Raw genomic sequence first — 20,467 nt, 5'->3', positions numbered from 1 at the left:
TGCTGGTGGTCGGCGGCGGCCGGGTGGCCAGCCTGCTGCCCGACGCCTGGCGCGCGGTGCGCGGCATCGAACGGGTCTCGGTCTGGACCCGCCGCCCCGAGCAGGCACAGGCGCTGGCCGCGCAATGGCAGGCTGCGGGCCTGGCCGCCGAGGCCCGCCAGGACCTGGCCGAGGCCTGCCGCGAAGCCGACATCGTCAGTTGCGCCACGCTCTCGAACGAACCGGTGGTGCGCGGCGCCTGGCTCGCCCCCGGCAGCCACTTGGACCTGATCGGCAGCTTCACCCCGGCCATGCGCGAGGCCGACGACGCCTGCTTCGACGGCGCGCGCGTGTTCGTCGACACCGACGAGGCGCTGAAAAAGAGCGGTGACCTGATCGCGCCCCTGCAGCACGGCGTGCTGCGTGCCGACGAGGTGCGCGGCACGCTGACCACGCTGAGCAAGGGCGTGGCGACCGGGCGCCGCCAGGCGAGCGAGCGCACGGTGTTCAAGTCGGTCGGTTACGCGCTGGAAGACCTGGCCGCCGCCGTGCTGGTCTACGAAAGCGCGGCGGGCGGCTGATACCGCATCAGGTGGTCACGCTGGGCGCGTCCCGCCCGGTGTGGTGCCGGATGCGCGCCACCGCTTCGGCCAGTTGCACCAGCGGCGCCAGGGCCTGCTGCACCGGCAGATCGTGTCGCGTGGCGTCGGGTTCGTGGCGCTCCAGGTAGACGCGCAGCGTGGCGCCCTCGGTGCCGGTGCCCGAGAGCCGGAACACCACACGCGACGAATCGTCCAGCACCACGCGCACCCCCTGCTGGCGGCTGACCGAGCCGTCCACCGGGTCGGTGTAGGCGAAGTCGTCGGCCCAGGCGATGCGCTGGCCGGCCACCGTCTGCCCCGCCAGTGACGGCAACTGCTCGCGCAGCGCCGCCATGAGCGCGTTCGCGCTTTCGGTGGCGATGCCTTCGTAATCGTGGCGCGAATACACACACCGCCCGTGCGCACGCCACAGGCCGCGCACCAGCGATTCGACCGAGCCGCCCGTGACCGCCAGCAGGTTGAGCCAGAACAGCACGGCCCACAGCCCGTCCTTCTCGCGCACGTGGTTCGAGCCTGTGCCGTAGCTTTCTTCGCCGCACAGCGTGGCCTGGCCCGCGTCGAGCAGGTTGCCGAAGAACTTCCAGCCGGTGGGCGTCTCGTGGCACGGGATGCCCAGCGCCTTCGCCACGCGGTCCACCGCGGTCGACGTGGGCATGGAGCGCGCCACGCCGGCCAGGCCGGCTCGGTAGCCGGGCACCCGATCGGCATGGGCCGCCAGCACCGCCAGGCTGTCGGAGGGCGAGACGATGAAGCCGCGGCCCAGGATCATGTTGCGGTCGGCGTCACCGTCGGACGCGGCGCCCATGTCGGGCGCGTCGGCGGCCATCAGGTGCGCCACCAGATCGTCGGCGTAGACCGGGTTCGGATCGGGGTGCAGGCCGCCGAAGTCCTCGCGCGGCTCGGCGTTGACCACCGTGCCCGCCGGCGCGCCCAGCTCGCCTTCGATGATCGCCTTCGCGTACGGTCCACCGACCGCCCACATGGCGTCGTAACGCAGGCGGAAACCGCGCGCGAACAGGGCACGGATGGCGTCGAAATCGAACAGCGCGCGCTGCACCGCGGCGTAGTCGGCCACCGGGTCGATCACCTCGATCTCGGTGGCCAGCAGCGCCTGCGCGCCCGCTGCGTCCAGCGGCAGATCGGGCGCGTCCACCGTCAGGTAGTGCTCCAGCACCTGGGTGCGCTCGTACACCGCCTGGGTGAATTTTTCCGGCGCCGGGCCGCCGTTGGCGACGTTGTACTTGATGCCGAAATCGCCATCGGGGCCGCCGGGGTTGTGGCTGGCCGAGAGGATGATGCCGCCGGCCGCGCCACGGCGGCGGATCACCGCGCTGGTGGCCGGCGTGGACAGAATGCCGCCCTGCCCCACCAGCACGCGCGCGTAGCCACGGGCAGCGGCCATGCGCAGGATGGTCTGGATCGCCGTCCGGTTGTGAAAACGCCCGTCGCCCCCGAGCACCAGCGTCTGGCCGCTGGCCGGCTGGTCGACACCGTGCAGCACGTCGAACAGCGCCTGGACGAAGTTCTCCAGGTAACCCGGCTGCTGGAACACGGTGACCTTCTTGCGCAGGCCGGAGGTGCCCGGCTGCTGGCCGGCAAAAGGCTGGGTGGGCTGGGATTGCACGCGCATGGCGAAAAGCTTTCAGGAACGGCAAAGACGGAAGGGCTGGCAGGATTATGGCCACCGCCGGCCGCGCCGCACCCCGGCCGCCGCTACCATGCGGCCATCCCTTTTCACCCCGGGGCCTGCCGCGCAGCCCCCTCATCAGACCCCTCCCATGGCACTGGAACGACTGGAACTCCTGAGTGAACACGGCTGCTTCGGCGGCGTGCAGCGCTTCTACAAGCATTTCTCCGTCGACGAGATCGGCCTGCCGATGCGCTTCGCGCTGTACCTGCCGCCGCAGGCGCTGGCAGGCCAGCAGGTGCCGCTGCTGACCTACCTGGCCGGGCTGACCTGCACCGAAGAAACCGCCACCATGAAGGCCGGTGCCCAGCGCGTGGCGGCCGCGCTCGGCCTGGCACTGCTGTTCCCCGACACCAGCCCGCGCAGCACCGGGCTCGACGGCGAAGACCACCACTGGGATTTCGGCGTCGGCGCCGGCTTCTACCTCGACGCCACCGAACACCCCTGGGCCGGCCACTGGCGCATGGAGAGCTACCTGATCCAGGAGCTGATCCCCGGCGTTGCCGCCGAATTCGGGCTGGACGCCCAACGCCTGGGCATCACCGGCCACTCCATGGGCGGGCACGGCGCGCTCACGCTGGCGCTGCGCCATCCGGGCCTGTTCCGCAGCGTCTCGGCCTTCGCCCCCATCTGCGCGCCGACCCGCTGCCCCTGGGGCCACAAGGCCTTTCTGGGCTACCTGGGCCAGGATCAAAGCACCTGGGCCGCCCACGACGCCAGCGCGCTCATGGCCGCGCAGACGGCCGCGCCCTTCCCTGCGGGCATCCTGATCGACCAGGGCCTGGCCGACAAATTCCTGGCCGAGCAGCTCTACCCCGAAGCCTTCGAAGCCGCCTGCGCCCAGGCGGGCCAGCCCCTGACGCTGCGCCGGCACGCCGGCTACGACCACGGCTACTACTTCATCAGCAGCTTCATCGAAGACCACCTGCGCCACCACGCACAGGCGCTCTGACGCGCACACGCGCGGGCCTTTCTGCCCCCGCCGGGGCCCTGGCGGGGGCGCCGGCCTGGGCGTTCCATTCCTGTCCGTTTACCCGGTGCATTCGCCACCTGGCACGGTATCTGCTGTCATCCTGGGCCAAAATGGCCTTTTTGCACTGCAACATAAGGAAAGGAGCCCCCCAAGGATGATCCAGTTCAAAGGAAACGAGGTCGAAAGTGCGCTTTTTGATATGGATGGAACCATGTTCGACACCGAACGCCTGCGGTTCCAGACCCTCTCCCAGGCGGCCGAAGAACTGTTCGGCAAGCCCTTCACCCAAGAGGTGCTCATCGGTTCGCTGGGACTGAGCGCCGTCAAGGCTGAAGAACTTGCCCAACAGCACTACGGAGCGGATTTCCCCTACGCCGAGATCCGTCGCCGCGCCGACGAGCTGGAGCTGTCGCACGTGCGCACCCACGGCGTGCCCATCAAACCCGGCCTGCTGCCGGTGCTTGAACGCCTGCGCCGCTCGGGCCTGAAGATGGCGGTGGCCACTTCCAGCCGCCGCGCCATCGCCGAGGAATACCTGATCAACGCCAACGTGTTCAAGTATTTCGACCTGCTGGTCTGCGGCGACGAGGTCGTGCGGGGCAAACCCCACCCGGAAATCTTCCTGAAAGCCGCCGCCGCGCTCAACAGCGAGCCGGCACGCTGCTTCATGTTCGAGGACTCGGAAAACGGCGTGCGCTCGGCCGCCGACGCCGGCGGCGTGGTGATCCTGGTCGAAGACATCAAACCGCCCCGTCCCGAGGTGGCCGAACGCGCCTTTGCGCGCTACCCGAACCTGCGCGGCTTCCTGCGGGATCTGGCCGCGATCACACCCAAGCTGCGCATGCCGGCGGTGACCGAACCGTTCCCGCAGGCGGTCAACCTGCTCAAGGCCGGCATCCACGGTTTCGGTGCCATGGGCGGCGGCTACCTGGCGCAGGTGTTTTCGCACTGGGACGGCTACACGCGCCCGGGCGAGATCATCGCGTCCACCGGCAATGCCCTGCTGCGCGAGGCGGTCAACGCCTTCGGCAAGTACAGCGTGCGCTACGGCAGCCTGGCCTTCGACCAGACCATCGAGCGCATGCGCATGATCGACGCGGCCGACACCGAGGCCATCGCCGAGATGTACCGCGACTGCGAGATCGTGGCCCTGTGCCTGCCCGAGCAGGCCATCGCCAGCCAGGCCGACGCGGTGGCGGCCGGTCTGGTGGAGCGCTACCGCACCCGCGGGCAGGCCCTGACGGTGCTGGTCGTGCTCAACAAGGTCGGCGGAGCGCAGTTCGTGCGCGACCAGGTGGCCCGCGCCCTGCAAGCCCTGGTCCCGCCGCGCGAGGCGCGCCAGATTCTCGATCGCACCGAGTTCACCGAAACCGTGGTCACGCGCATCGTGGCCAAGCTCACCGAAGAGGCCCTGCTGCGGCAGTTGCGCATCAAACACGACCTGTACGCGCAGAACGTGGCGCAGGTGCGCGAGAACCCGATGAACACCGAGGCCCTGTTCGGCGCATTCAGCGCCGAACACGCCGACACCATGGCACCCATCGTCAGCAACCTGCGCGAAGCGGGCGAGCCCGCCAGCGCGCTGGGTGCGCTGCACCTGATCCTGTTCAACAGCGAAACCGACATGGCGCTGTACGCCCAGCAGGGCAGCGACCTGCTGGAGCACCTGCGCCAGATCGACACGGTGGCCGACATCGCCGAACTCCAGACCCTCAAGAACCGCCTGTGGAACGGCACCCACGCGGTCATCGCCTGGTACGCGGCCCTGCTGGGCCACCCGACCATCGGGCACGCCATGGGCGATGCCCGCGTACAGGCGCTGATGGACCGGTTGCTGACGCAGGAGCTGCAACCGGCGCTGGCTGCGGCCTACCCCGACCAGCAAGACCGGCTGCCGGACCTGGTGGCCACCTTCCGCCAGCGCTGCGCCCAGGCGTTCAAGGACCCCTGCGAACGGGTGGGCCGCGACCCGCTGCGCAAACTGCAGCGCGATGAGCGCGTGCTCGGCAGCCTGGCGATGGCCCAGGCCCAGGGCATCGAGGCCCCGGGCCTGGCCCTGGGGGCGGCCCTGGCGGTCTGGTACGCGCTGCACCATCCCGGTGCCAGCGACGACGCCGAATGCGCCACGATCCGGGCGCTGTTCGCCCGCCGCCAGTCGCTGACCGACGTGCTCACCTGGCAAGGCGACTACCACGGCCAAGCGTATGCCGGCCTGGACCCGACCAGCGACCGGCCGTTGCTGGCAGCCATCCAGCACCATTTCGATGCGCTGCAGACCGATGCGGCCCGCCACCTGGATACCCCCACGTGGCAGCCCGCCACGTCGGCCGTCGGACTGCTATGAAAAAAAGTGCTTGAGAGGGCCTGACCCCCTCAAGTCCGGAAGGGGCGGCGTCGATACCGGAAGGTACCGGCGCATTGCCGGGGCCCCGCGGTCCTGCCTGGACCGCGCCCCACCTTCAGCCCCATGAACGTCACCCGCAATCTGTCCGTTGGCGCCAAGCTCTGGTTCGGCGTCGCCCTCATCGTGCTGGCCCTCATCGCCACCATCGCCTCCGCCGGATGGCGTTCGGCGCGGTTGACACAGACCGCCGAAGTCGCGATGTCCCGGCTGTCGCAGAAAACGGCGCTGGCCATCGAATGGACGGGCCAGACCGAGGTCACGGTGACCCGGGTGCAGGCCTCGATGCTCTCGGCCGATCCGGCCATCGCCGCGCTCTACAAGACCCTGATTCCGGCCGGCTCGGCTCGCATCTCCGAACTGCAGAAACAGTTGCAGGCGATGGACACGAGTCCGGCCGAGCAGGCCCAGCTGGACCAGATTACCGAACGCCGCCAGCGTGTGCTCGACTCGCTGGCCCAGGCCAACCGGCTCAAGGACGCCGGTGACAGTGCCGGCGCGATCGCCGAGATCAACACCCGGTTCAACACGCTGATCCCGCCGTACCTGGCGGCGCTGCAGGCATTCGCCGACCTGCAAAAACAGATCCTGGCCGAGCTCCAAGTCAGCCAGGCCGCCGAGCGCACCCTGAGCCTGGAGCTGGCCGCGGCGCAGGTGCTGGGCCTGATCGGGGTGCTGGTGGGCGGCGCCTTCTTCCTGATCCGCAGCATCCGTGCGCCCCTGGACGACACCATCGGCTTTGCCGAGCGCATTGCGGGCGGGGATCTGGGGGCCCACATCGACGACACCCGCAAAGACGAGTTTGGCGCCATGATCAAGGCGCTCTCGCGCATGCGCGACCAGTTGGCCAGGGTGGTGACCGACGTCAAACAGGGCACCGACAGCATCACCGTCGCCGCGCGCGAAGTGGCCACCGGCAGCCAGGACCTGTCGGCCCGCACCGAGCAGACCGCGTCCAGCCTGGAAGAGACCGCGGCGTCGATGGAGCAGATGTCCGGCACCATCAAGCAGTCGGCCGATTCCGCCAACGTGGCCAACCAGCTCGCCGACGCCGCCGGCAAAAGTGCGGCCAAGGGCGGCGAGGTGGTGGCCCAGGTGGTCGCCACGATGGACGCGATCCAGCAGTCCTCGCGCAAGATCAACGACATCATCGGGGTGATCGACGGCATCGCCTTCCAGACCAACATCCTGGCGCTGAATGCGGCCGTGGAAGCGGCCCGCGCCGGCGAGCAGGGTCGCGGCTTCGCGGTCGTGGCGGGCGAGGTCCGCAATCTCGCCCAGCGCAGTGCCGAGGCGGCCAAGGAAATCAAGGGGCTGATCGGTGCCTCGGTCGACAAGGTCGCCGAAGGCAGCCAACTGGTGGGTCAGGCCGGGCAGACGATGTCGGAAATCGTCGAAAGCGTCGTGCGGGTGCGCGACATCATCGGCGACATCGCGGCCGCCACGGGCGAGCAGGCCGACGGCATCCACCAGATCAACGCGGCGATTGCCAACCTCGACCAGATGACGCAGCAGAACGCGGCGCTCGTGGAGCAGAGCGCCGCCGCAGCGGCCAGCATGACCGAGCAGGCCGACCGGCTGGCGCAGGTGGTGCGGGTGTTCCGCACGGCCTGAAAAAAAACCGGCCACCAGGGCCGGTTTTTTCTGCGGGGTGAGGCGCCGCTCAGTAGCTCAGTAGTGCACCACCGAACGGATCGACTTGCCTTCGTGCATCAGGTCGAAGGCTTCGTTGATGCCGGTCAGGGGCATGGTGTGGGTCACGAAAGGCTTGAGCTGGATCCTGCCGGCCATGGCGTCTTCCACCATGCCGGGCAGTTCGCTGCGGCCCTTGACGCCGCCGAAGGCCGTGCCCAGCCACTTGCGGCCCGTCACCAGCTGGAAGGGGCGGGTGGAGATTTCCTGGCCCGCGCCGGCCACGCCGATGATGACCGACTGGCCCCAGCCGCGGTGCGCGCATTCCAGTGCGGCACGCATCACGTTGACATTGCCGATGCACTCGAAGCTGTGGTCCACGCCCCAGCCCGTCATCTCGACGATGACCTGCTGGATGGGCTTGTCGAAATCCTTGGGATTCACGCAGTCGGTGGCGCCAAAGGTGCGCGCCAGATCGAACTTGCCCGGGTTGGTGTCGACCGCGATGATGCGGCCGGCCTTGGCCAGCTTGGCGCCCTGGATCACGGCCAGGCCGATGCCTCCGAGGCCGAACACGGCGACCGAATCGCCTTCCTGCACCTTGGCGGTGTTCTTGACCGCGCCCAGGCCGGTGGTCACGCCACAGCCCAGCAGGCAGACCTGTTCGGGGTTGGCGTCGGGGTTGACCTTGGCCAGCGACACCTCGGCCACCACCGTGTATTCGCTGAAGGTGGAGCAGCCCATGTAGTGGTAGACGGGCTGGCCGTTGTAGCTGAAACGGGTGGTGCCGTCGGGCATCACGCCCTTGCCCTGGGTGGCGCGCACGGCCACGCACAGGTTGGTCTTGCCGCTCTTGCAGAACAGGCATTCGCCGCATTCGGCGGTGTACAGCGGGATCACGTGGTCGCCCGGCTTGACGCTGGTCACGCCCTCGCCCACTTCCACCACGATGCCAGCGCCTTCGTGGCCCAGCACGGCGGGGAAGATGCCTTCGGGGTCGTCACCGCTGAGGGTGAAGGCGTCGGTGTGGCAGACGCCGGTGTGGGTGATCTTGACCAGCACTTCGCCCTTCTGGGGCGGGGCGACGTCGATCTCGACGATCTGCAGGGGTTCTCCGGCCTTGAAGGCCACGGCGGCGCGGGATTTCATGGGTAACAGCTCCTCGGGAATGGCGTCATCGAAATGACCAACCGGCTATTGTCACGCAGGCCCGGGCCACCGGGCGCCCAGGCCTGGCAAAGCCCGACGCGACGGTGGGAGGCAGCGGTTTTCCGGATAATGGCGACCTTCATGAGACCGCCTCCGCGCCGCCCGCACGCCCGCACGCCCACGCCCCCGGCCAAACGACCGGAGCCCCTGAGCGACCACCGCTTCCTCGAACTGATGAAGAACGCCAGCTCGTTCTTCGCCGCGGCCGAGCGCGACGTCGTCGCCGAACGGCAGGCGGCCATCGCCGAGATCCTGGCCCTCATGACGCGCTACGACCTGACGCTGGACGACATCGCCGGCGACTGAGTGTTGGCGGCGCCCGGCTCAGAGCCCGGCCGGCGCCCGCCCGGACCCGGCCCAGGTGGCCGGCTGGGCACACAGCGCGATCACCTGTTCGCGAAACCACCGGTGCAGCGGGTTGGTGTGTGTGCGGTCGTGCCAGAGCAGCACCACGTCCAGCGGCTGCAGGGCCAGCGGCGGCTCGAAGACCTCGATGTCGGTGAAGGTGGCGAAGCGGTGGGCCACGGTCGCCGGCAGCGTGGCCAGCAGGTCGGTCTGCTGGACGATGAAGGGCACGCCCAGAAAGGTCGGTTTCTGCAAGGCCACATGCCGGCCCAGCCCCATCTGCTGCAACCGCAGGTCGACCAGGGCGTTGTACATGGTGGCTTCGCCCGGCTCGACGGTCACGTGCTGGTGGTTGCAGAACGCTTCGAGGTTGCCCGGGTCGGCCAGAAAGGGGTGGTGGCGCCGCGCGATGCCCACCAGGCGGTCGGTGAACAGCGGGCGCGTGCGCAGGCTGGCAGGCGGATTGGGAAAGTAGGTGACCGAGACATCGACCTCGCCGGCACTGAACACCTCGCCCAGGCGCTTGGGGTTGGGACCGACCACGCGCAGCGTGACACCCGGGGCCTGCTCTGCCATGACCTTGATCAGCGCGGGCACCAGAATGAAGTCGATGTAGTCGGTGACGATCAGGGTGATGGTGTCGCGCGCCTTGCCCGGATCGAACGATTCCATCTCGTTGAGCAGGCTGTCGATCTGCTGCAGCGCCCCTTCCAGCCGCGGCCGCAGCTCCTGCGCCTTGGCTGTCAGCACCAGGCCGCTGCTGCCCTTGACCAGCAGCGGATCGTCGAACACGGCGCGCAGCTTGGACAGCGCCAGGCTCATCGACGACTGGCTGATTTCCAGCCGCGCCGCCGCCCGGGACACATGCGCCTCGCGCAGCAAGGCGTCCAGCGCCACGAGCAGATTGAGGTCCAGGTCGCGCAGTCTCACGGGTGTTTTGCTTTTTTCTCGATACCGGCTATCGACTGAGCGAATTGCCGGGCCCAACTGTCTCCACTGTAATTGATGCACATCAAAGACAAACGGAGACAAAACCCATGACCCCAAAAATTCCGCCCCGCGCTTAGCGGCGGACTGCGGCCGCCGGCACCCACGCCGGCCCTGCCGCCCCTTGTTCCCGAACCGACGGCCTGGCGCCGTCCCGTCCCGGCCCTGAAGGGCCCGGGTGGCCTTTGCTTTTTTCATCCCCAGGAGAGCGATCCCATGACCCCCAAGATCCCCACCATCCGCGTCACCCGCGAACAGATGCGCCAGCGCGTGGCCCTGTTCAGCGAGGTCAAGGGCCACGACGGCGGCCTGCCCGACAGCCGCCACCCGAGCGCCCTGCGCAAGCTCTACAACATCATCGGTTTCCAGCCGCCCGCCAAGGCCGACGGCACGGTCGTCGTGTCGCCGGTGGGTGACGACGCGGCCAAGCACGCGCACATCAAGATCAGCGAAGGCTTCAACCTCGGCTTTTGCGAGACCAGCCCCGGCAAGGGCCCGATGATGCACAACCACGACACCAACGAAACCTTCATGCCCATGACCGGCCAATGGCGCTGCTCCTGGGAAGTGGACGGGCAGGTCGAACACTTCGACCTCGGCCCCTTCGACGTGATCTCCTTCCCGGCCGGCGTGCAGCGCCGCTTCGAGAACATCACCTTCGACGAACCCGAGGGCACGCACTGGCTGATGTTCGTCATCGGCGGCGACTCGCCGGAAGCCGAGTTCTCGCCCGAGGCCCACGCCACCCTCATCGCCGAGGGCTACATGACCGCCGATGGGAAGTACTGAGCCATGCGCGAGCTGATCGACAGGCTCGAAGCGCGCCACACCTGGTGCTCGCTGGACAGCGGCGGCTTCGTCTGGCGCTGGATCGACACCAAGGCCGACGGCCCACCCGTGGTGCTGCTGCCCGGCTCGGTGGGCGACGGCGCCATGTACGTGCGCACCCTGCTGTCGCTGGGTGAACGGCTGCGGCTGATCGCGGTGACCTATCCCGAACAGAGCGATGCCGAAGGCCTGAGCCAGGGCCTGAAGGCGGTCTTCGACCACCTCGGCCTGCCGTGTTCGATCGTGGTCGGTTCGTCGTTCGCGGCGTACTGGGCGCAGCACTTCGCGCGCCTGTACCCCGACCACGTGCGCAAGCTCGTGATCGGCAACGGCTTCACCGACGCCAGCGACCTCGCGGCCAACCCGCTGTTCGACCCCGAGTGGGTGCGCCAGACCCCGCCCGCCGTGCTGCACGCCACCTGGCTGGAGCGCGTGCGCAGCAGTCCGGTCAGCCCGCTGCAGCAACTGCAGAAGCAGATGCTGGAAGAGCGCCAGTCGCCCGACAACCTGCACGCGCGGTTTGCCGGTGTGACCCAGGCCACGGCCTGCCCGGCGCTGCCCTTGCCGGACGCAGCGGTCGTGGTGCTCGACTGCGAGGACGACCCGTTGATCCCGCCCGCGGCACGCGACCGCCTGCGCCAGCGCTACCCGGGCGCGCGCCACGTGCGCCTGCCCACCGGGGGCCACTATCCCCACCTGCTCAACCCCGAACGCTACGAGAGCCTGCTGCTCGACCTGGCCTTCGAATGATTCCCCCCACGAGACCCCAAGAGACAACATGAAACGCTTTTCCACCCTCTTCGCCGCCGCCGTCATGGCGGTGGCCGCCGGCAGCGCCCAGGCCGCCAGCTTCACCCTGCGCATGGGCGGCGGCCACACGCCCGGCCTGACCTACGTGCAGGTCTACGACACCTTCTTCGCGGACGAAGTCACCAAGCGCGTGAAGGCCCGCACCGGTCACGACATCCGCTTCATCAAGGCCTGGGGCGGCAGCGTGGCCAAGGTCGACGGCGCCATCGAAGCGGTGCAGAAGGGCTCGCTCGACATCGGCCTGTCGCCGATCGGCTTCGAACAGGCCCGCGCCGGCCTGCTGAATTACAGCGCCTACATGCCGTTCACCGCCGACGACCCGGTGCTGCAGCAGAAGGTGGCCACGCGCATGCTGCGCGAAGTGCCGGCGCTGCAGGCCAGCATGGAGCCGTACAACGCGCACATCCTGGCGCAGATGGTGACCGAAGCCTATGGCGTGGCCACCACCTTCGACTGGAGCAAGGTCGACGACCTCAAGGGCAAGCGCGTGGCCATGGCCGGCACCAACGCCCCGCTGTTCATTCCCACCGGCGCCGTGCCCGTGACGCTGGGCATCGGTGAGCACTACCAGGCGATCCAGAACGGCCTGGCCGAAGGCAGCCTGTTCTTCATCTCCGGCATGGAGGCGTTCAAGCTCAAGGAAGTGGCCAAGGTCTGGACCAAGACCGGCTTCGGCTCCTACAGCACCTTCGCGTCGTTCATGAGCCGCAGCACCCGCGCCCGCCTGCCCAAGGAAGTGGTGGCGATCATCGACGAGGTGGCCGACGAGGCCACGGTCAAGGTGGCCGACATCAGCAAGCAGCGCGACGCCGCCATCGAGGCGCGCATGCGCGAGGCCGGCATCAAGGTCAACGCCCTCGCCCCGGCAGAAAAGCGCCACTGGGCCGAGATGGTCAAGGACCTGCCTGCCAAGGCCGCCAAGGAGCTCGATGGCAAGGGCCAGCCGGCCACGCAGGTCATGAAGACCTATGTGCGCTACCTGGAAGAAGCGGGCTTCAAGTTCCCGATCGACTACCCGCTCTGAGCGACCGGTCCGCCCCGCCATGACGTCCTCCGGCCACCTGGCCTCCACGCCATCGGCCCCGCCGCACCTGTCACTGGCCTATGTGACGGGCGTGGCGAGCCTGGCCCCCCTGGGGCTCAACGTGGCGGTCGGCCTGCAGCCCGTGTTCGGCCAGACACCGCTGGACGGCAGCGGCCGCGCCGCGACCGTCGCGCTGTTGGCCCTGGGCCTCGGCCTGGGCCAGCCGGTGGCCGGCGATGCCGCGGACCGCTGGGGCCGCCGCGTCACCCTGCTGGCCGGCCTGGCGCTGGCCAGTCTGGGGGCCTGGCTGTGCGTGCTGGCCGACACGCCGGGCACGCTGATGGCCGGCCGGTTCCTGACCGGCCTGGGCCTGTCGACCTGCCTGGTGGTGCCGCGCACCTGCCTGCGCGACCTGCACGAGGGCGTGGCCTTGCAACGCAGCATGGCGGTGCTGGCCCTGGTCTTTGCCTTTCTGCCGGCGATCACCCCGCCCCTGTCCTGGGCCCTGGCCCAGGACAGCACCTGGCGCACCCCGCTGGGCCTGCTGGCGCTGCTGGTCGGCGCCGGGGCCCTGCTGGCCTGGCGCTGGCAGCACGAAACCCGGCCGGCGGGGACCCACACCCCGCGCTGGTCGTCCTGGGGGCAACTGGCCCGCCAGCGGCCGTTGCAGCGCATCACCCTGGCCTTCGCCGGCATCGCGGCGCCGTTTTTCATCATCGCGGCGGCGGGTCCGGCGGCCTTGCAGGCGTCCACCGGCGTGGGCGGCGGCACCGCCGCCAGCGTGCTGGGCCTGAGCTACCTGGGCTTTGCCGTGGGCAACCACTGGGTCCGGCAGCGGGCCCACCGGCCCGGTGCCACGCTGTTCCGGCAGGGGCTGGTGCTGGCGGCGGCCGGTATGGCCTGCCTGGCCGGTTCGCTGCTCTGGCCCAGCCTCTGGCTCTGGACGCTGGCGCTGACGGTGTACGCCGTCGGCCACGGCATGGTGTTTCCAGCCGCCTTCGCCATGGCCCTGGGTGGCCACGCGCGGCAGGCCGGCCTGGTGACGGCCGGCATCGGCACGGTGCACATGTGCACCGGCGCGCTCTCGGCCTGGGCCACCCCCTGGCTGCCGCGCGCGCTGTCGGCGCACCAGGCCGTGGTCTTCAGCACCGCCACCATGACCTTGCTGGCCATCGCCGCCTGGTTTTTCATCCCCCATCACAAGGAAGCTTCATGAAACCGTGGATCGACCGCGCCCTGCTCGGGCTGCACACGATCGGCGCGGCCACCCTGTTCGCCCTCGTGGGCGTCATCGCCTACGACGTGGCGGGCCGCCTGCTGTTCAACCGCCCGTTCGCGGGCACCGCCGAGCTCACCAGCGCCGGCCTGGTGCTGCTGACCTTCCTGCAGGCCCCACACGCCATGCGCGAGGGCAAGCTGCTGCGGGTCACGTTCTTTCTCGACCGCATGCCGCCGCTGATGCGGCGCGCCCTGGACGTGCTGGCCTGGGGCATCGGCTGCGCGATCTTCCTGGTCTTCGTGGCCGCCGGCTGGGAACCGGCCATCGAGGGCTGGAAGAGCGCCGAGTTCTTCGGCAACGACGCCTTCCGCCTGCCCGCTTCGCCCCTGCGCTTCGGCACCCTGGTGCTCTGGCTGATCGGGGCCGCGGTCTGCATCGGTTTTGTGGTGGAGGCGCTGCGCGGCCGCGCCGCCACGCCGGCTTCCCCCACGCACTGACGAGGTATTCATGTTCATCGAAACCTGGGCCGCGCTGCTGGTGCTGGTCGTTCTCGTGATGGCCGGTGTGCCGGTCATCTTCGCTTTTGCCGGCAGTTCGCTGTTCGGCCTCTATGTCGCCCTGGGCGGCGCCTGGCCGGCCATGGACCTGGTGGGGCAGACCGCCCTGTCCGGCATCAAGGATTACAACTTCGTGGTCATTCCCTGCTTCACGGTGATGGGCATGCTGATCGCGCATTCGGGCGCGGCCGGCGACCTGTTCAACGTCGTCAACCGCCGCCTCAAGGGCGTGCCGGGCCGGCTGGCCGTGGCCACGGTGGGCGGCAACGCCGTGTTCGCGGCGGTGACCGGTGTCGGGGTGGCGGCTGCGGCAGCGTTCAGCCATGTGGCCTACCCCGTGATGCGTGACAACCGCTACAGCCGCAGCTTCGCCGCCGGCTGCATCGCCGGCAGTTCGGTGCTGGGGCTGCTGATCCCGCCGTCGGTGTTCATGATCGTCTGGGCCATCCTGACGGAGCAGTCGGTGGGCAAGCTGTTCGCCGCGGGCGTGATGCCGGGCCTGCTGCTGGCCACGATGTACGCCGTGTATTGCGCGGGGTTCGCCAAGCTGCGGCCGCAGGCCGCCCCGGAGAGCCCCGAAGCCACGCAGCCCGCCGACCCTCGGCAGACCCTGGGCGCGCTTGGCGTGGGGGTGCTGATCGTGCTCACGCTGGGCGGTATCTGGTTCGGCTTTTTCACCCCCACCGAGGGCAGCGCGGTCGGTCTGCTCGGCGCGCTGGTCGTGGCCTGGCTCAAGGGCATGCGCTGGCGCGGCATGGGCCATGCCTTCCTGGAAGCGGGCCGCACGGTCACGCCGATCATGCTGCTGCTGCTCACGGCCACCATGTTCAGCAAGCTGGTGGCGCTCAACGGTCTGCCGCAGGAAGTGCAGGCGCTGCTGCAGGCCTGGGGCCTGGGGCCGGTGGGCACCATGCTGTTCATGGCCACGGTCTGGTTTTTCCTGGGCTGCATGATCGACAGCATCTCCATCATGCTGCTGACCGTGCCGATCTTCTGGCCGATCGCCGTCTCGCTCGGCATCGACCCGATCGTGTTCGCACTGGTCGGCATCCTGGTGATCGAAGCCGGCGTGCTCACGCCGCCCTTCGGCATGAGCGTGTTCGTGGTCAAGGCCGCGGTGCCGGACCGCGAACTCACGGTGCGCGAGATCTTCGTCGGCGTCACGCCCTACTGGCTGATGATCCTGTTCCTGGCGTGGCTGATCTACGTCTGGCCCGCGCTGGCGACCTGGCTGCCATCGCGCATGTGACGACGGCCTGCGGGCGGTGGGCGGCTCAGGCGCTGCGGCCGCCCAGCCCGTCGAAGGTGGTCGACGTGACCCAGTCAACGATCTGCGCCGGCGTGTACTGCCCCGAGTCCTTGAGCAGCGCCACCACCGGATCGCAGGCGCGGGCGAACAGCGTGTAGAGCACCAGATCGGGCGGCAGGCCGGGGTTGAGCTGGCCGCGCGTCTGCGCCTCGGTGATCCAGGTACTCAACCGGTTGCTCAGCGCGATCAGCCGGTCCATGTAAGCCTCGTTGGCCTGCAGCGACGCGCTCAGGCTGGAGTTCTGCGCCGGCAGCGACGGCATTTCCCCTTCGAGCTGGGTCAACATGGCCCAGCGCGTCACGGCCTGGAGCTGGTCGATGGCGCGCAACGGCTGGCCACTGGCTGCCGCCTCGGCAGCCTGGGCGCGCAGGCCATCCACAAAGGCCAGGGCACGGTCGAGCACACCGACCATCGCGGCCCCGGCCAGCTCTTCCTTGGACGGAAACAGCTTGTACAGGCTCGCCTTGGCCAGGCCCGCTTCGGCCGCCACCTCGTCCACCGTCATGGCGTCGTAGCCCTTGGTCGCCAGCAGGCGGTTGACGGACGCGACGATGGCTTCCACACGCACGCGCTGGATCTGTTCTCGGATGGACGGACGGGCTCCCATGCGCATATTCTAGACCATCGGGGTCACAGCAAATACCCATCGGTGCAAAGTGGGAATTTTGTAGACAAAACTTGAACTCATCAGTTCAAATAATGGTCATCAAGGTTTAGAGTGTTCAACATGCACCGCATCGCCGTCATCGGATCGGGTATCACCGGCCTCGCCGCCGCCTGGCGGCTGGCCACCAGCGCGCCCGGCGTGCGCCCCACGCTGTACGAGGCCGGCAGCCATTTCGGTGGCCACGCGCACACCGTGGACCTCGAACTCGACGGCGTCTGCCAAGGCGTGGACACCGGCTTTCTGGTCTACAACCAGCGCACCTACCCGCTGCTGACGCGGCTGTTTGCCGATCTGGACGTGGACGTCGCCGCGTCGGACATGTCGTTTTCGGTGCAGGCGCCCGGCGCCGACGGCCGACCCGGCCTGGAATGGAGCGGCAGCTCGCTCGGCGCGGTGTTCGCGCAGCGCCGCAATCTGCTGCGGCCGCGTTTCTGGCACATGCTGGCCGAGATCCTGCGCTTCAACCGCCTGACGACTGCGCTGGCCGAACGCGGCGCCGACGCCGGTTTGCAGCAGTCGATCGCCGAATTCCTGGACGCGCACCGCTTCGGTCCCACCTTCCGGCGCGACTACCTGCTGCCCATGATCGGCTGCATCTGGTCCTGCCCGACCGACCAGATGCTGCAATTCCCGGTGGCCACGCTGATCCGCTTCTGCCACAACCACGGCCTGATCCAAGTCACCGACCGGCCGCAGTGGTACACGGTGCGCGGCGGCTCGCGCCAGTACGTGCGGCGCCTGGTCGCCGCCCTGCCCGACGCCCGGCTGAACACCCCCGTACTGGGCCTGCGCCGGCTCGATCAAGGCGTGCTGCTGCGCACCGCGCACGGCAGCGAGCAGTTCGACGCCGTGGTGCTGGCCTGCCACAGCGACCAGGCGCTGGCCTTGCTGGGCGATGACGCCACGGCCGCCGAGCGCACCGTGCTGGGCGCCATCCGCTACCAGCCCAACGAGGCCGTGCTGCACACCGACACCACGGTGCTGCCGCAGCGGCAGGCAGCCTGGGCGGCCTGGAACTACGAGCGCGCGCCGCAGGCCCCGCAGGAGCAGGCGCGCGTGTGCCTGCACTACCTGATCAACCGGCTGCAGCCGCTGCCGTGGCAGCGGCCGGTGATCGTCTCGCTCAACCCCGCGCGCGCCATCGACGAAAACCAGGTACACCGGCGCATCGCCTACAGCCACCCGGTGTTCGACCGCGCGGCCATCGAAGCCCAGCGCGAGCTGCCCTGGCTGCAGGGCCAACGCCGCACCTGGTTCGGTGGCGCCTGGTGCGGCTACGGCTTCCACGAAGACGGCCTGCGCGCCGGCCTGACCGCGGCCGACGGTGTGCTCGAAGCGCTGCGGAACTGGCCGACGGCGCCCCTCAGGGGGGCGGCATGAACCCCGGCGCACAGCCCTTGATCGGGTTCGGACAGGTCTGGCACCGGCGCCTGCGCCCGGCGGAACACACGTTCCGCTACCCCAGCTACTTCCTGCACCTGCCACTGCGCAGCCTGCGTCAGCAACCGGCCCCGGCGCTGCGGCGCAATCGGTTTGGCGCCCTCAGCTTCCACGACCGCGACCACGGCGAAGGCGGCGACGATGCGCTGGCCTGGTTCGAGGCCCTGCTGCAGCGCGAAGGCGTGCACGACGCCGACGGCGAGGTCTGGCTGCACACCTTCCCGCGCGTGCTGGGCTACGCCTTCAAGCCGGTCAGCTTCTGGTACGCGCACCGCGCCGACGGTTCGCTCGCGGCGGTGGTGGCGGAAGTCAACAACACCTTTGGCGAACGCCACGCCTACCTGCTGGCCGGGCCTGAGCTGGCCTGGGGCCGCGAACAGACGACGCACAAGGTCTTTCACGTCTCTCCGTTCTGCCGCGTGGCCGGGCAGTACCGCTTCCGCTTCGAGCGCCAGGGCATGCACACCCTGGCGCGTGTCGACCTGCACGACGAGCAGGGCCCACTGCTGCAGACCAGCGTGAGCGGCCGACTCGAACCCCTGACCCCGGCCAGCGCGCGACGGGCCTTCTTCGGCATGCCGCTGATGACGCTCGGCGTGATCGCCCGCATCCACTGGCAGGCGCTGCGCCTGTGGATCAAGCGCGTGCCCTTCTTCGCCAAACCCGCTGCGCCAGAGCACTTCGTCACCCGATGAACACCACCACCGCGCCCCTGTCCGCCCCGGCCCTGCCGGCCCAGGCCCCCTTGGCCGCCCGCCGCGTGCTGCGCCTGCTCGAACGCCTGCCCCATGGGCAGCTCGAGCTGCACCTGCCCGACGGCAGCCACCGGCGCCTGCCTGCCGGCGCACCGGCCGACCCGTCGGCGCCCCACGCCACGCTGCGCGTGACGCACTGGGGGGTGTTCGAGCGCACGCTCAAGTCGGGCGACATCGGCCTGGCCGAAAGCCACTTCGACGGCGACTGGGACAGTCCCGATCTGGCTGCCCTGCTGCGCCTGTGCCTGCGCAACCGCGAACACCTCGAAGGCGTGGTCTACGGCCACTGGTGGGGCCGCATGGCCTACCGGCTGCGCCACCTCCTGCGGCGCAACTCGCGCGCTGGCAGCGCGCGCAACATCCACGCCCACTACGACCTCGGCAACGACTTCTACCGCCTCTGGCTCGACCCCACCATGAGCTACAGCAGCGCCTGGTTCGAAGGCCGCGATGCGCGCGGCGCCGACCTGCAGGCCGCCCAGCAAGCCAAGGTGCGGCGCGCCCTGCGCGAGGCCCGGGTCGAGGCCGGTTCGCGGGTGCTGGAAATCGGCTGCGGCTGGGGCGGTCTGGCCGAGATTGCGGCGCGCGAGTTCAATGCCGATATCACCGGCGTCACCCTCTCGCGCGAACAGCTCGGCTGGGGCACACAGCACCTGCAGGCCGCCGGCCTGGCCGACCGCGCACAACTGCAGTACCTCGACTACCGCGACCTGCCGGCGAAGCACGCCGCCCAGCCCTTTGACGCCATCGTCTCGATCGAGATGTTCGAGGCCGTGGGCCACGAATACTGGCGCGGCTACTTCGACACGCTGCGCGCCTGCCTCAAGCCCGGTGGCCGCGCCTGCATCCAGACCATCACCATCCGCGACGACCTGTTCGAGCGCTACCGCCGCTCGACCGACTTCATCCAGCAGTACATCTTCCCTGGTGGCCTGCTGCCCAGCGTATCGGCCTTCGAGGCCGAAGCCCGGCGCGCGGGTTTCGTGGTCGAGAACCGGCTCGCCTTCGGGCCCGACTACGCCGAGACCCTGCGCCGCTGGCGCGAGGCCTTCACCCAGGCCGCCGACGAAGTGCGGCGCCAGGACTTCGATGCGCGCTTCCAGCGCATCTGGCACTTTTATCTGGCCTACTGCGAAGCCGCCTTCGACGCCGGCAGCACCGACGTCGTCCAGTTCACCCTGCGCAAGCCCCAGCCATGAGCACCGCACGCCTGAGCCGCCGCCAGGCCCTGCGCTGCGGGACCGCCGCCCTCGTTCTGACCGCCGCCACCATGTCCGACACCACCCTGGCTTCCCCCGCCCTGCCCACCGAACTGCAAGACACCCTGGCCCAGGCCGGGCTGCGCGGCAGCGGCGTGCTGCGCTTCTTCGGTCTGCGCGTGTACGAAATCCGGCTCTGGACCGTGCCCGGTTTCGAGCCCGAGCAGTACGCGCGCCACCGCTTCGCGCTCGAACTGGTCTACGACCGCAAGCTCGAAGGCGAGGCCATCGCCGAGCGCTCCATCGCCGAAATGCGGCGCGTGGCCCCGTTCAGCGACGAACAGGCGCGCACCTGGCTGGCGCTGATGACACAGGCCTTTCCCGACGTGGCCGCGCAGGACCGCCTGCTCGGCCTGCACGACGGCCAGGGCGGTGTGCGCTTTTTCCACAACGGCCGGCCCACGGCGCAGATCGCCGACGCCGACTACGCGCACCGCTTCTTCGGCATCTGGCTCGCGCCACAGACCTCGGCCCCGGCGCTGCGCAACGCGCTGCTGGGCCCTTCGGCGTCCTGAACCGCCCCACCATGGCCGCCCTCGCCCAGCCCTCCGAACGGCCCGCGCTGCCCTGGCGCACGGGCCTGGGCTATGGCGCGCTGGGCGCACCGCTGGCCTTCGTCTCGCTGCCGCTGTACGTGCACCTGCCGCACCACTACGCCAGCGTGGCCGGTGCGCCCCTGGTGGCGCTGGGCCTGGTGCTGCTGCTCACCCGCGCCCTGGACGCGCTGGTCGACCCCGCGCTGGGCCGCCTGGCCGACCGCCTGCTGCAGCGTGGCCCGCGCCCA

General features: G+C 69.5%; 19 protein-coding genes and 1 pseudogene. 16 read left to right on the top strand and 4 right to left on the bottom strand.

The features are described from left to right. A pseudogene (locus QQK43_RS20045) lies at nt 1-560 on the top strand (bifunctional Delta(1)-pyrroline-2-carboxylate/Delta(1)-piperideine-2-carboxylate reductase); the annotation flags it as partial. A 7-nt stretch (nt 561-567) separates the two neighbouring features. Here the strand turns inward: QQK43_RS20045 and QQK43_RS20040 are convergent. Next, nucleotides 568-2,211 carry an alpha-D-glucose phosphate-specific phosphoglucomutase gene (locus tag QQK43_RS20040; protein ID WP_284309208.1) on the bottom strand — a complete coding sequence of 548 codons (1,644 nt, stop codon included), beginning with the start codon at nt 2,209-2,211 and terminating at the stop codon, nt 568-570. Nucleotides 2,212-2,359: 148 nt separating this feature from the next. Here QQK43_RS20040 and fghA point away from each other — a divergent pair, with 148 nt between their 5' ends. The 3 genes from fghA to QQK43_RS20025 all read left to right on the top strand — a co-directional run bounded on the left by fghA (nt 2,360) and on the right by QQK43_RS20025 (nt 7,256). Beyond that, the gene (fghA, locus tag QQK43_RS20035) at nt 2,360-3,220 is read left to right on the top strand and encodes an S-formylglutathione hydrolase (RefSeq protein WP_284309207.1); all 861 of its coding nucleotides are present in this window, start codon (nt 2,360-2,362) and stop codon (nt 3,218-3,220) included. A 175-nt stretch (nt 3,221-3,395) separates the two neighbouring features. Further along, entirely contained in the window at nt 3,396-5,585 is a 2,190-nt protein-coding gene (gene mtlD / locus QQK43_RS20030) for a bifunctional mannitol-1-phosphate dehydrogenase/phosphatase (protein WP_284309206.1), read from the top strand. Nucleotides 5,586-5,708: 123 nt separating this feature from the next. After that, nucleotides 5,709-7,256 (top strand): methyl-accepting chemotaxis protein, encoded by a 1,548-nt coding sequence (locus QQK43_RS20025; protein ID WP_284309205.1) that lies wholly within the window; start codon nt 5,709-5,711, stop codon nt 7,254-7,256. Between the two features lie 57 nt (nt 7,257-7,313). Here the strand turns inward: QQK43_RS20025 and QQK43_RS20020 are convergent, their stop codons facing one another. Next, the gene (locus QQK43_RS20020; RefSeq protein ID WP_284309204.1) at nt 7,314-8,423 is read right to left on the bottom strand and encodes an S-(hydroxymethyl)glutathione dehydrogenase/class III alcohol dehydrogenase; all 1,110 of its coding nucleotides are present in this window, start codon (nt 8,421-8,423) and stop codon (nt 7,314-7,316) included. Nucleotides 8,424-8,564: 141 nt separating this feature from the next. On the opposite strand from QQK43_RS20020, the gene QQK43_RS20015 reads away from it, so the two are divergent. After that, complete coding sequence (locus QQK43_RS20015; protein WP_234264370.1) at nt 8,565-8,789, top strand: H-NS histone family protein; 225 nt, start codon at nt 8,565-8,567, stop codon at nt 8,787-8,789. An 18-nt stretch (nt 8,790-8,807) separates the two neighbouring features. Here QQK43_RS20015 and QQK43_RS20010 read toward each other — a convergent pair whose 3' ends face one another. Then, nucleotides 8,808-9,758, bottom strand: a complete 951-nt coding sequence (locus QQK43_RS20010; protein WP_284309203.1) for a LysR family transcriptional regulator — start codon at nt 9,756-9,758, stop codon at nt 8,808-8,810. A gap of 273 nt (nt 9,759-10,031) precedes the next feature. Here QQK43_RS20010 and QQK43_RS20005 point away from each other — a divergent pair, with 273 nt between their 5' ends. Genes QQK43_RS20005 through QQK43_RS19980 form a run of 6 tightly spaced genes read left to right on the top strand, consistent with a single transcriptional unit; the run spans nt 10,032 to nt 15,502 of the window. Continuing rightward, complete coding sequence (locus QQK43_RS20005) at nt 10,032-10,604, top strand: cupin domain-containing protein (protein ID WP_284309202.1); 573 nt, start codon at nt 10,032-10,034, stop codon at nt 10,602-10,604. Between the two features lie 3 nt (nt 10,605-10,607). Continuing rightward, on the top strand, nt 10,608-11,393 hold the full coding sequence (locus tag QQK43_RS20000; protein WP_284309201.1) for an alpha/beta fold hydrolase: 786 nt from the start codon (nt 10,608-10,610) through the stop codon (nt 11,391-11,393). Between the two features lie 28 nt (nt 11,394-11,421). Continuing rightward, nucleotides 11,422-12,477 (top strand): TRAP transporter substrate-binding protein DctP, encoded by a 1,056-nt coding sequence (gene dctP, locus QQK43_RS19995; protein WP_284309200.1) that lies wholly within the window; start codon nt 11,422-11,424, stop codon nt 12,475-12,477. Between the two features lie 19 nt (nt 12,478-12,496). After that, entirely contained in the window at nt 12,497-13,693 is a 1,197-nt protein-coding gene (locus QQK43_RS19990) for an MFS transporter (RefSeq protein WP_284309199.1), read from the top strand. Next, nucleotides 13,690-14,193 carry a TRAP transporter small permease gene (locus tag QQK43_RS19985; RefSeq protein WP_284309198.1) on the top strand — a complete coding sequence of 168 codons (504 nt, stop codon included), beginning with the start codon at nt 13,690-13,692 and terminating at the stop codon, nt 14,191-14,193. The genes QQK43_RS19990 and QQK43_RS19985 overlap by 4 nt, the downstream gene beginning before the upstream one ends. A gap of 10 nt (nt 14,194-14,203) precedes the next feature. Continuing rightward, nucleotides 14,204-15,502, top strand: a complete 1,299-nt coding sequence (locus QQK43_RS19980; protein WP_234264363.1) for a TRAP transporter large permease — start codon at nt 14,204-14,206, stop codon at nt 15,500-15,502. A 25-nt stretch (nt 15,503-15,527) separates the two neighbouring features. Here the strand turns inward: QQK43_RS19980 and QQK43_RS19975 are convergent, their stop codons facing one another. Next, a complete protein-coding gene (locus QQK43_RS19975; RefSeq protein ID WP_234264362.1) occupies nt 15,528-16,169 on the bottom strand; it encodes a TetR/AcrR family transcriptional regulator in 642 nt (213 codons plus the stop codon). 120 nt (nt 16,170-16,289) lie between these two features. Here QQK43_RS19975 and QQK43_RS19970 point away from each other — a divergent pair, with 120 nt between their 5' ends. From QQK43_RS19970 to QQK43_RS19950, 5 genes are all read left to right on the top strand, one after another. Further along, entirely contained in the window at nt 16,290-17,609 is a 1,320-nt protein-coding gene (locus QQK43_RS19970) for an NAD(P)/FAD-dependent oxidoreductase (RefSeq protein ID WP_284309197.1), read from the top strand. Next, nucleotides 17,606-18,364 (top strand): DUF1365 domain-containing protein, encoded by a 759-nt coding sequence (locus QQK43_RS19965; RefSeq protein ID WP_284309196.1) that lies wholly within the window; start codon nt 17,606-17,608, stop codon nt 18,362-18,364. The genes QQK43_RS19970 and QQK43_RS19965 overlap by 4 nt, the downstream gene beginning before the upstream one ends. Continuing rightward, nucleotides 18,361-19,623 (top strand): SAM-dependent methyltransferase, encoded by a 1,263-nt coding sequence (locus QQK43_RS19960; protein ID WP_284309195.1) that lies wholly within the window; start codon nt 18,361-18,363, stop codon nt 19,621-19,623. The genes QQK43_RS19965 and QQK43_RS19960 overlap by 4 nt, the downstream gene beginning before the upstream one ends. Continuing rightward, nucleotides 19,620-20,198 carry a chalcone isomerase family protein gene (locus QQK43_RS19955; protein ID WP_284309194.1) on the top strand — a complete coding sequence of 193 codons (579 nt, stop codon included), beginning with the start codon at nt 19,620-19,622 and terminating at the stop codon, nt 20,196-20,198. The genes QQK43_RS19960 and QQK43_RS19955 overlap by 4 nt, the downstream gene beginning before the upstream one ends. A gap of 11 nt (nt 20,199-20,209) precedes the next feature. Next, the coding region (locus tag QQK43_RS19950; RefSeq protein ID WP_284309193.1) for an MFS transporter at nt 20,210-20,467 on the top strand (258 nt) is incomplete at its 3' end.

It is taken from the genome of Hydrogenophaga electricum (assembly GCF_030160815.1).
Taxonomy (GTDB): domain Bacteria; phylum Pseudomonadota; class Gammaproteobacteria; order Burkholderiales; family Burkholderiaceae_C; genus Hydrogenophaga; species Hydrogenophaga electricum.
The sequence above is the reverse complement of the archived record's forward strand: the minus strand, read 5'-3'. Positions and strand labels throughout refer to the sequence as shown.

What these genes read in the sequence shown, in the direction of transcription:
- mtlD (WP_284309206.1), top strand. Translation starts at nt 3,396, where the DNA reads ATGATCCAGTTCAAAGGAAACGAGGTCGAAAGTGCGCTTTTTGATATG.
- QQK43_RS20005 (WP_284309202.1), top strand. Translation starts at nt 10,032, where the DNA reads ATGACCCCCAAGATCCCCACCATCCGCGTCACCCGCGAACAGATGCGC.
- QQK43_RS19985 (WP_284309198.1), top strand. Translation starts at nt 13,690, where the DNA reads ATGAAACCGTGGATCGACCGCGCCCTGCTCGGGCTGCACACGATCGGC.
- QQK43_RS19990 (WP_284309199.1), top strand. Translation starts at nt 12,497, where the DNA reads ATGACGTCCTCCGGCCACCTGGCCTCCACGCCATCGGCCCCGCCGCAC.
- QQK43_RS19980 (WP_234264363.1), top strand. Translation starts at nt 14,204, where the DNA reads ATGTTCATCGAAACCTGGGCCGCGCTGCTGGTGCTGGTCGTTCTCGTG.
- QQK43_RS19965 (WP_284309196.1), top strand. Translation starts at nt 17,606, where the DNA reads ATGAACCCCGGCGCACAGCCCTTGATCGGGTTCGGACAGGTCTGGCAC.
- QQK43_RS20015 (WP_234264370.1), top strand. Translation starts at nt 8,565, where the DNA reads ATGAGACCGCCTCCGCGCCGCCCGCACGCCCGCACGCCCACGCCCCCG.
- QQK43_RS20040 (WP_284309208.1), bottom strand. Translation starts at nt 2,211, where the DNA reads ATGCGCGTGCAATCCCAGCCCACCCAGCCTTTTGCCGGCCAGCAGCCG.
- QQK43_RS19970 (WP_284309197.1), top strand. Translation starts at nt 16,290, where the DNA reads ATGCACCGCATCGCCGTCATCGGATCGGGTATCACCGGCCTCGCCGCC.
- QQK43_RS20025 (WP_284309205.1), top strand. Translation starts at nt 5,709, where the DNA reads ATGAACGTCACCCGCAATCTGTCCGTTGGCGCCAAGCTCTGGTTCGGC.
- dctP (WP_284309200.1), top strand. Translation starts at nt 11,422, where the DNA reads ATGAAACGCTTTTCCACCCTCTTCGCCGCCGCCGTCATGGCGGTGGCC.
- QQK43_RS19975 (WP_234264362.1), bottom strand. Translation starts at nt 16,169, where the DNA reads ATGGGAGCCCGTCCGTCCATCCGAGAACAGATCCAGCGCGTGCGTGTG.
- QQK43_RS20020 (WP_284309204.1), bottom strand. Translation starts at nt 8,423, where the DNA reads ATGAAATCCCGCGCCGCCGTGGCCTTCAAGGCCGGAGAACCCCTGCAG.
- QQK43_RS19960 (WP_284309195.1), top strand. Translation starts at nt 18,361, where the DNA reads ATGAACACCACCACCGCGCCCCTGTCCGCCCCGGCCCTGCCGGCCCAG.
- QQK43_RS19955 (WP_284309194.1), top strand. Translation starts at nt 19,620, where the DNA reads ATGAGCACCGCACGCCTGAGCCGCCGCCAGGCCCTGCGCTGCGGGACC.
- fghA (WP_284309207.1), top strand. Translation starts at nt 2,360, where the DNA reads ATGGCACTGGAACGACTGGAACTCCTGAGTGAACACGGCTGCTTCGGC.
- QQK43_RS20000 (WP_284309201.1), top strand. Translation starts at nt 10,608, where the DNA reads ATGCGCGAGCTGATCGACAGGCTCGAAGCGCGCCACACCTGGTGCTCG.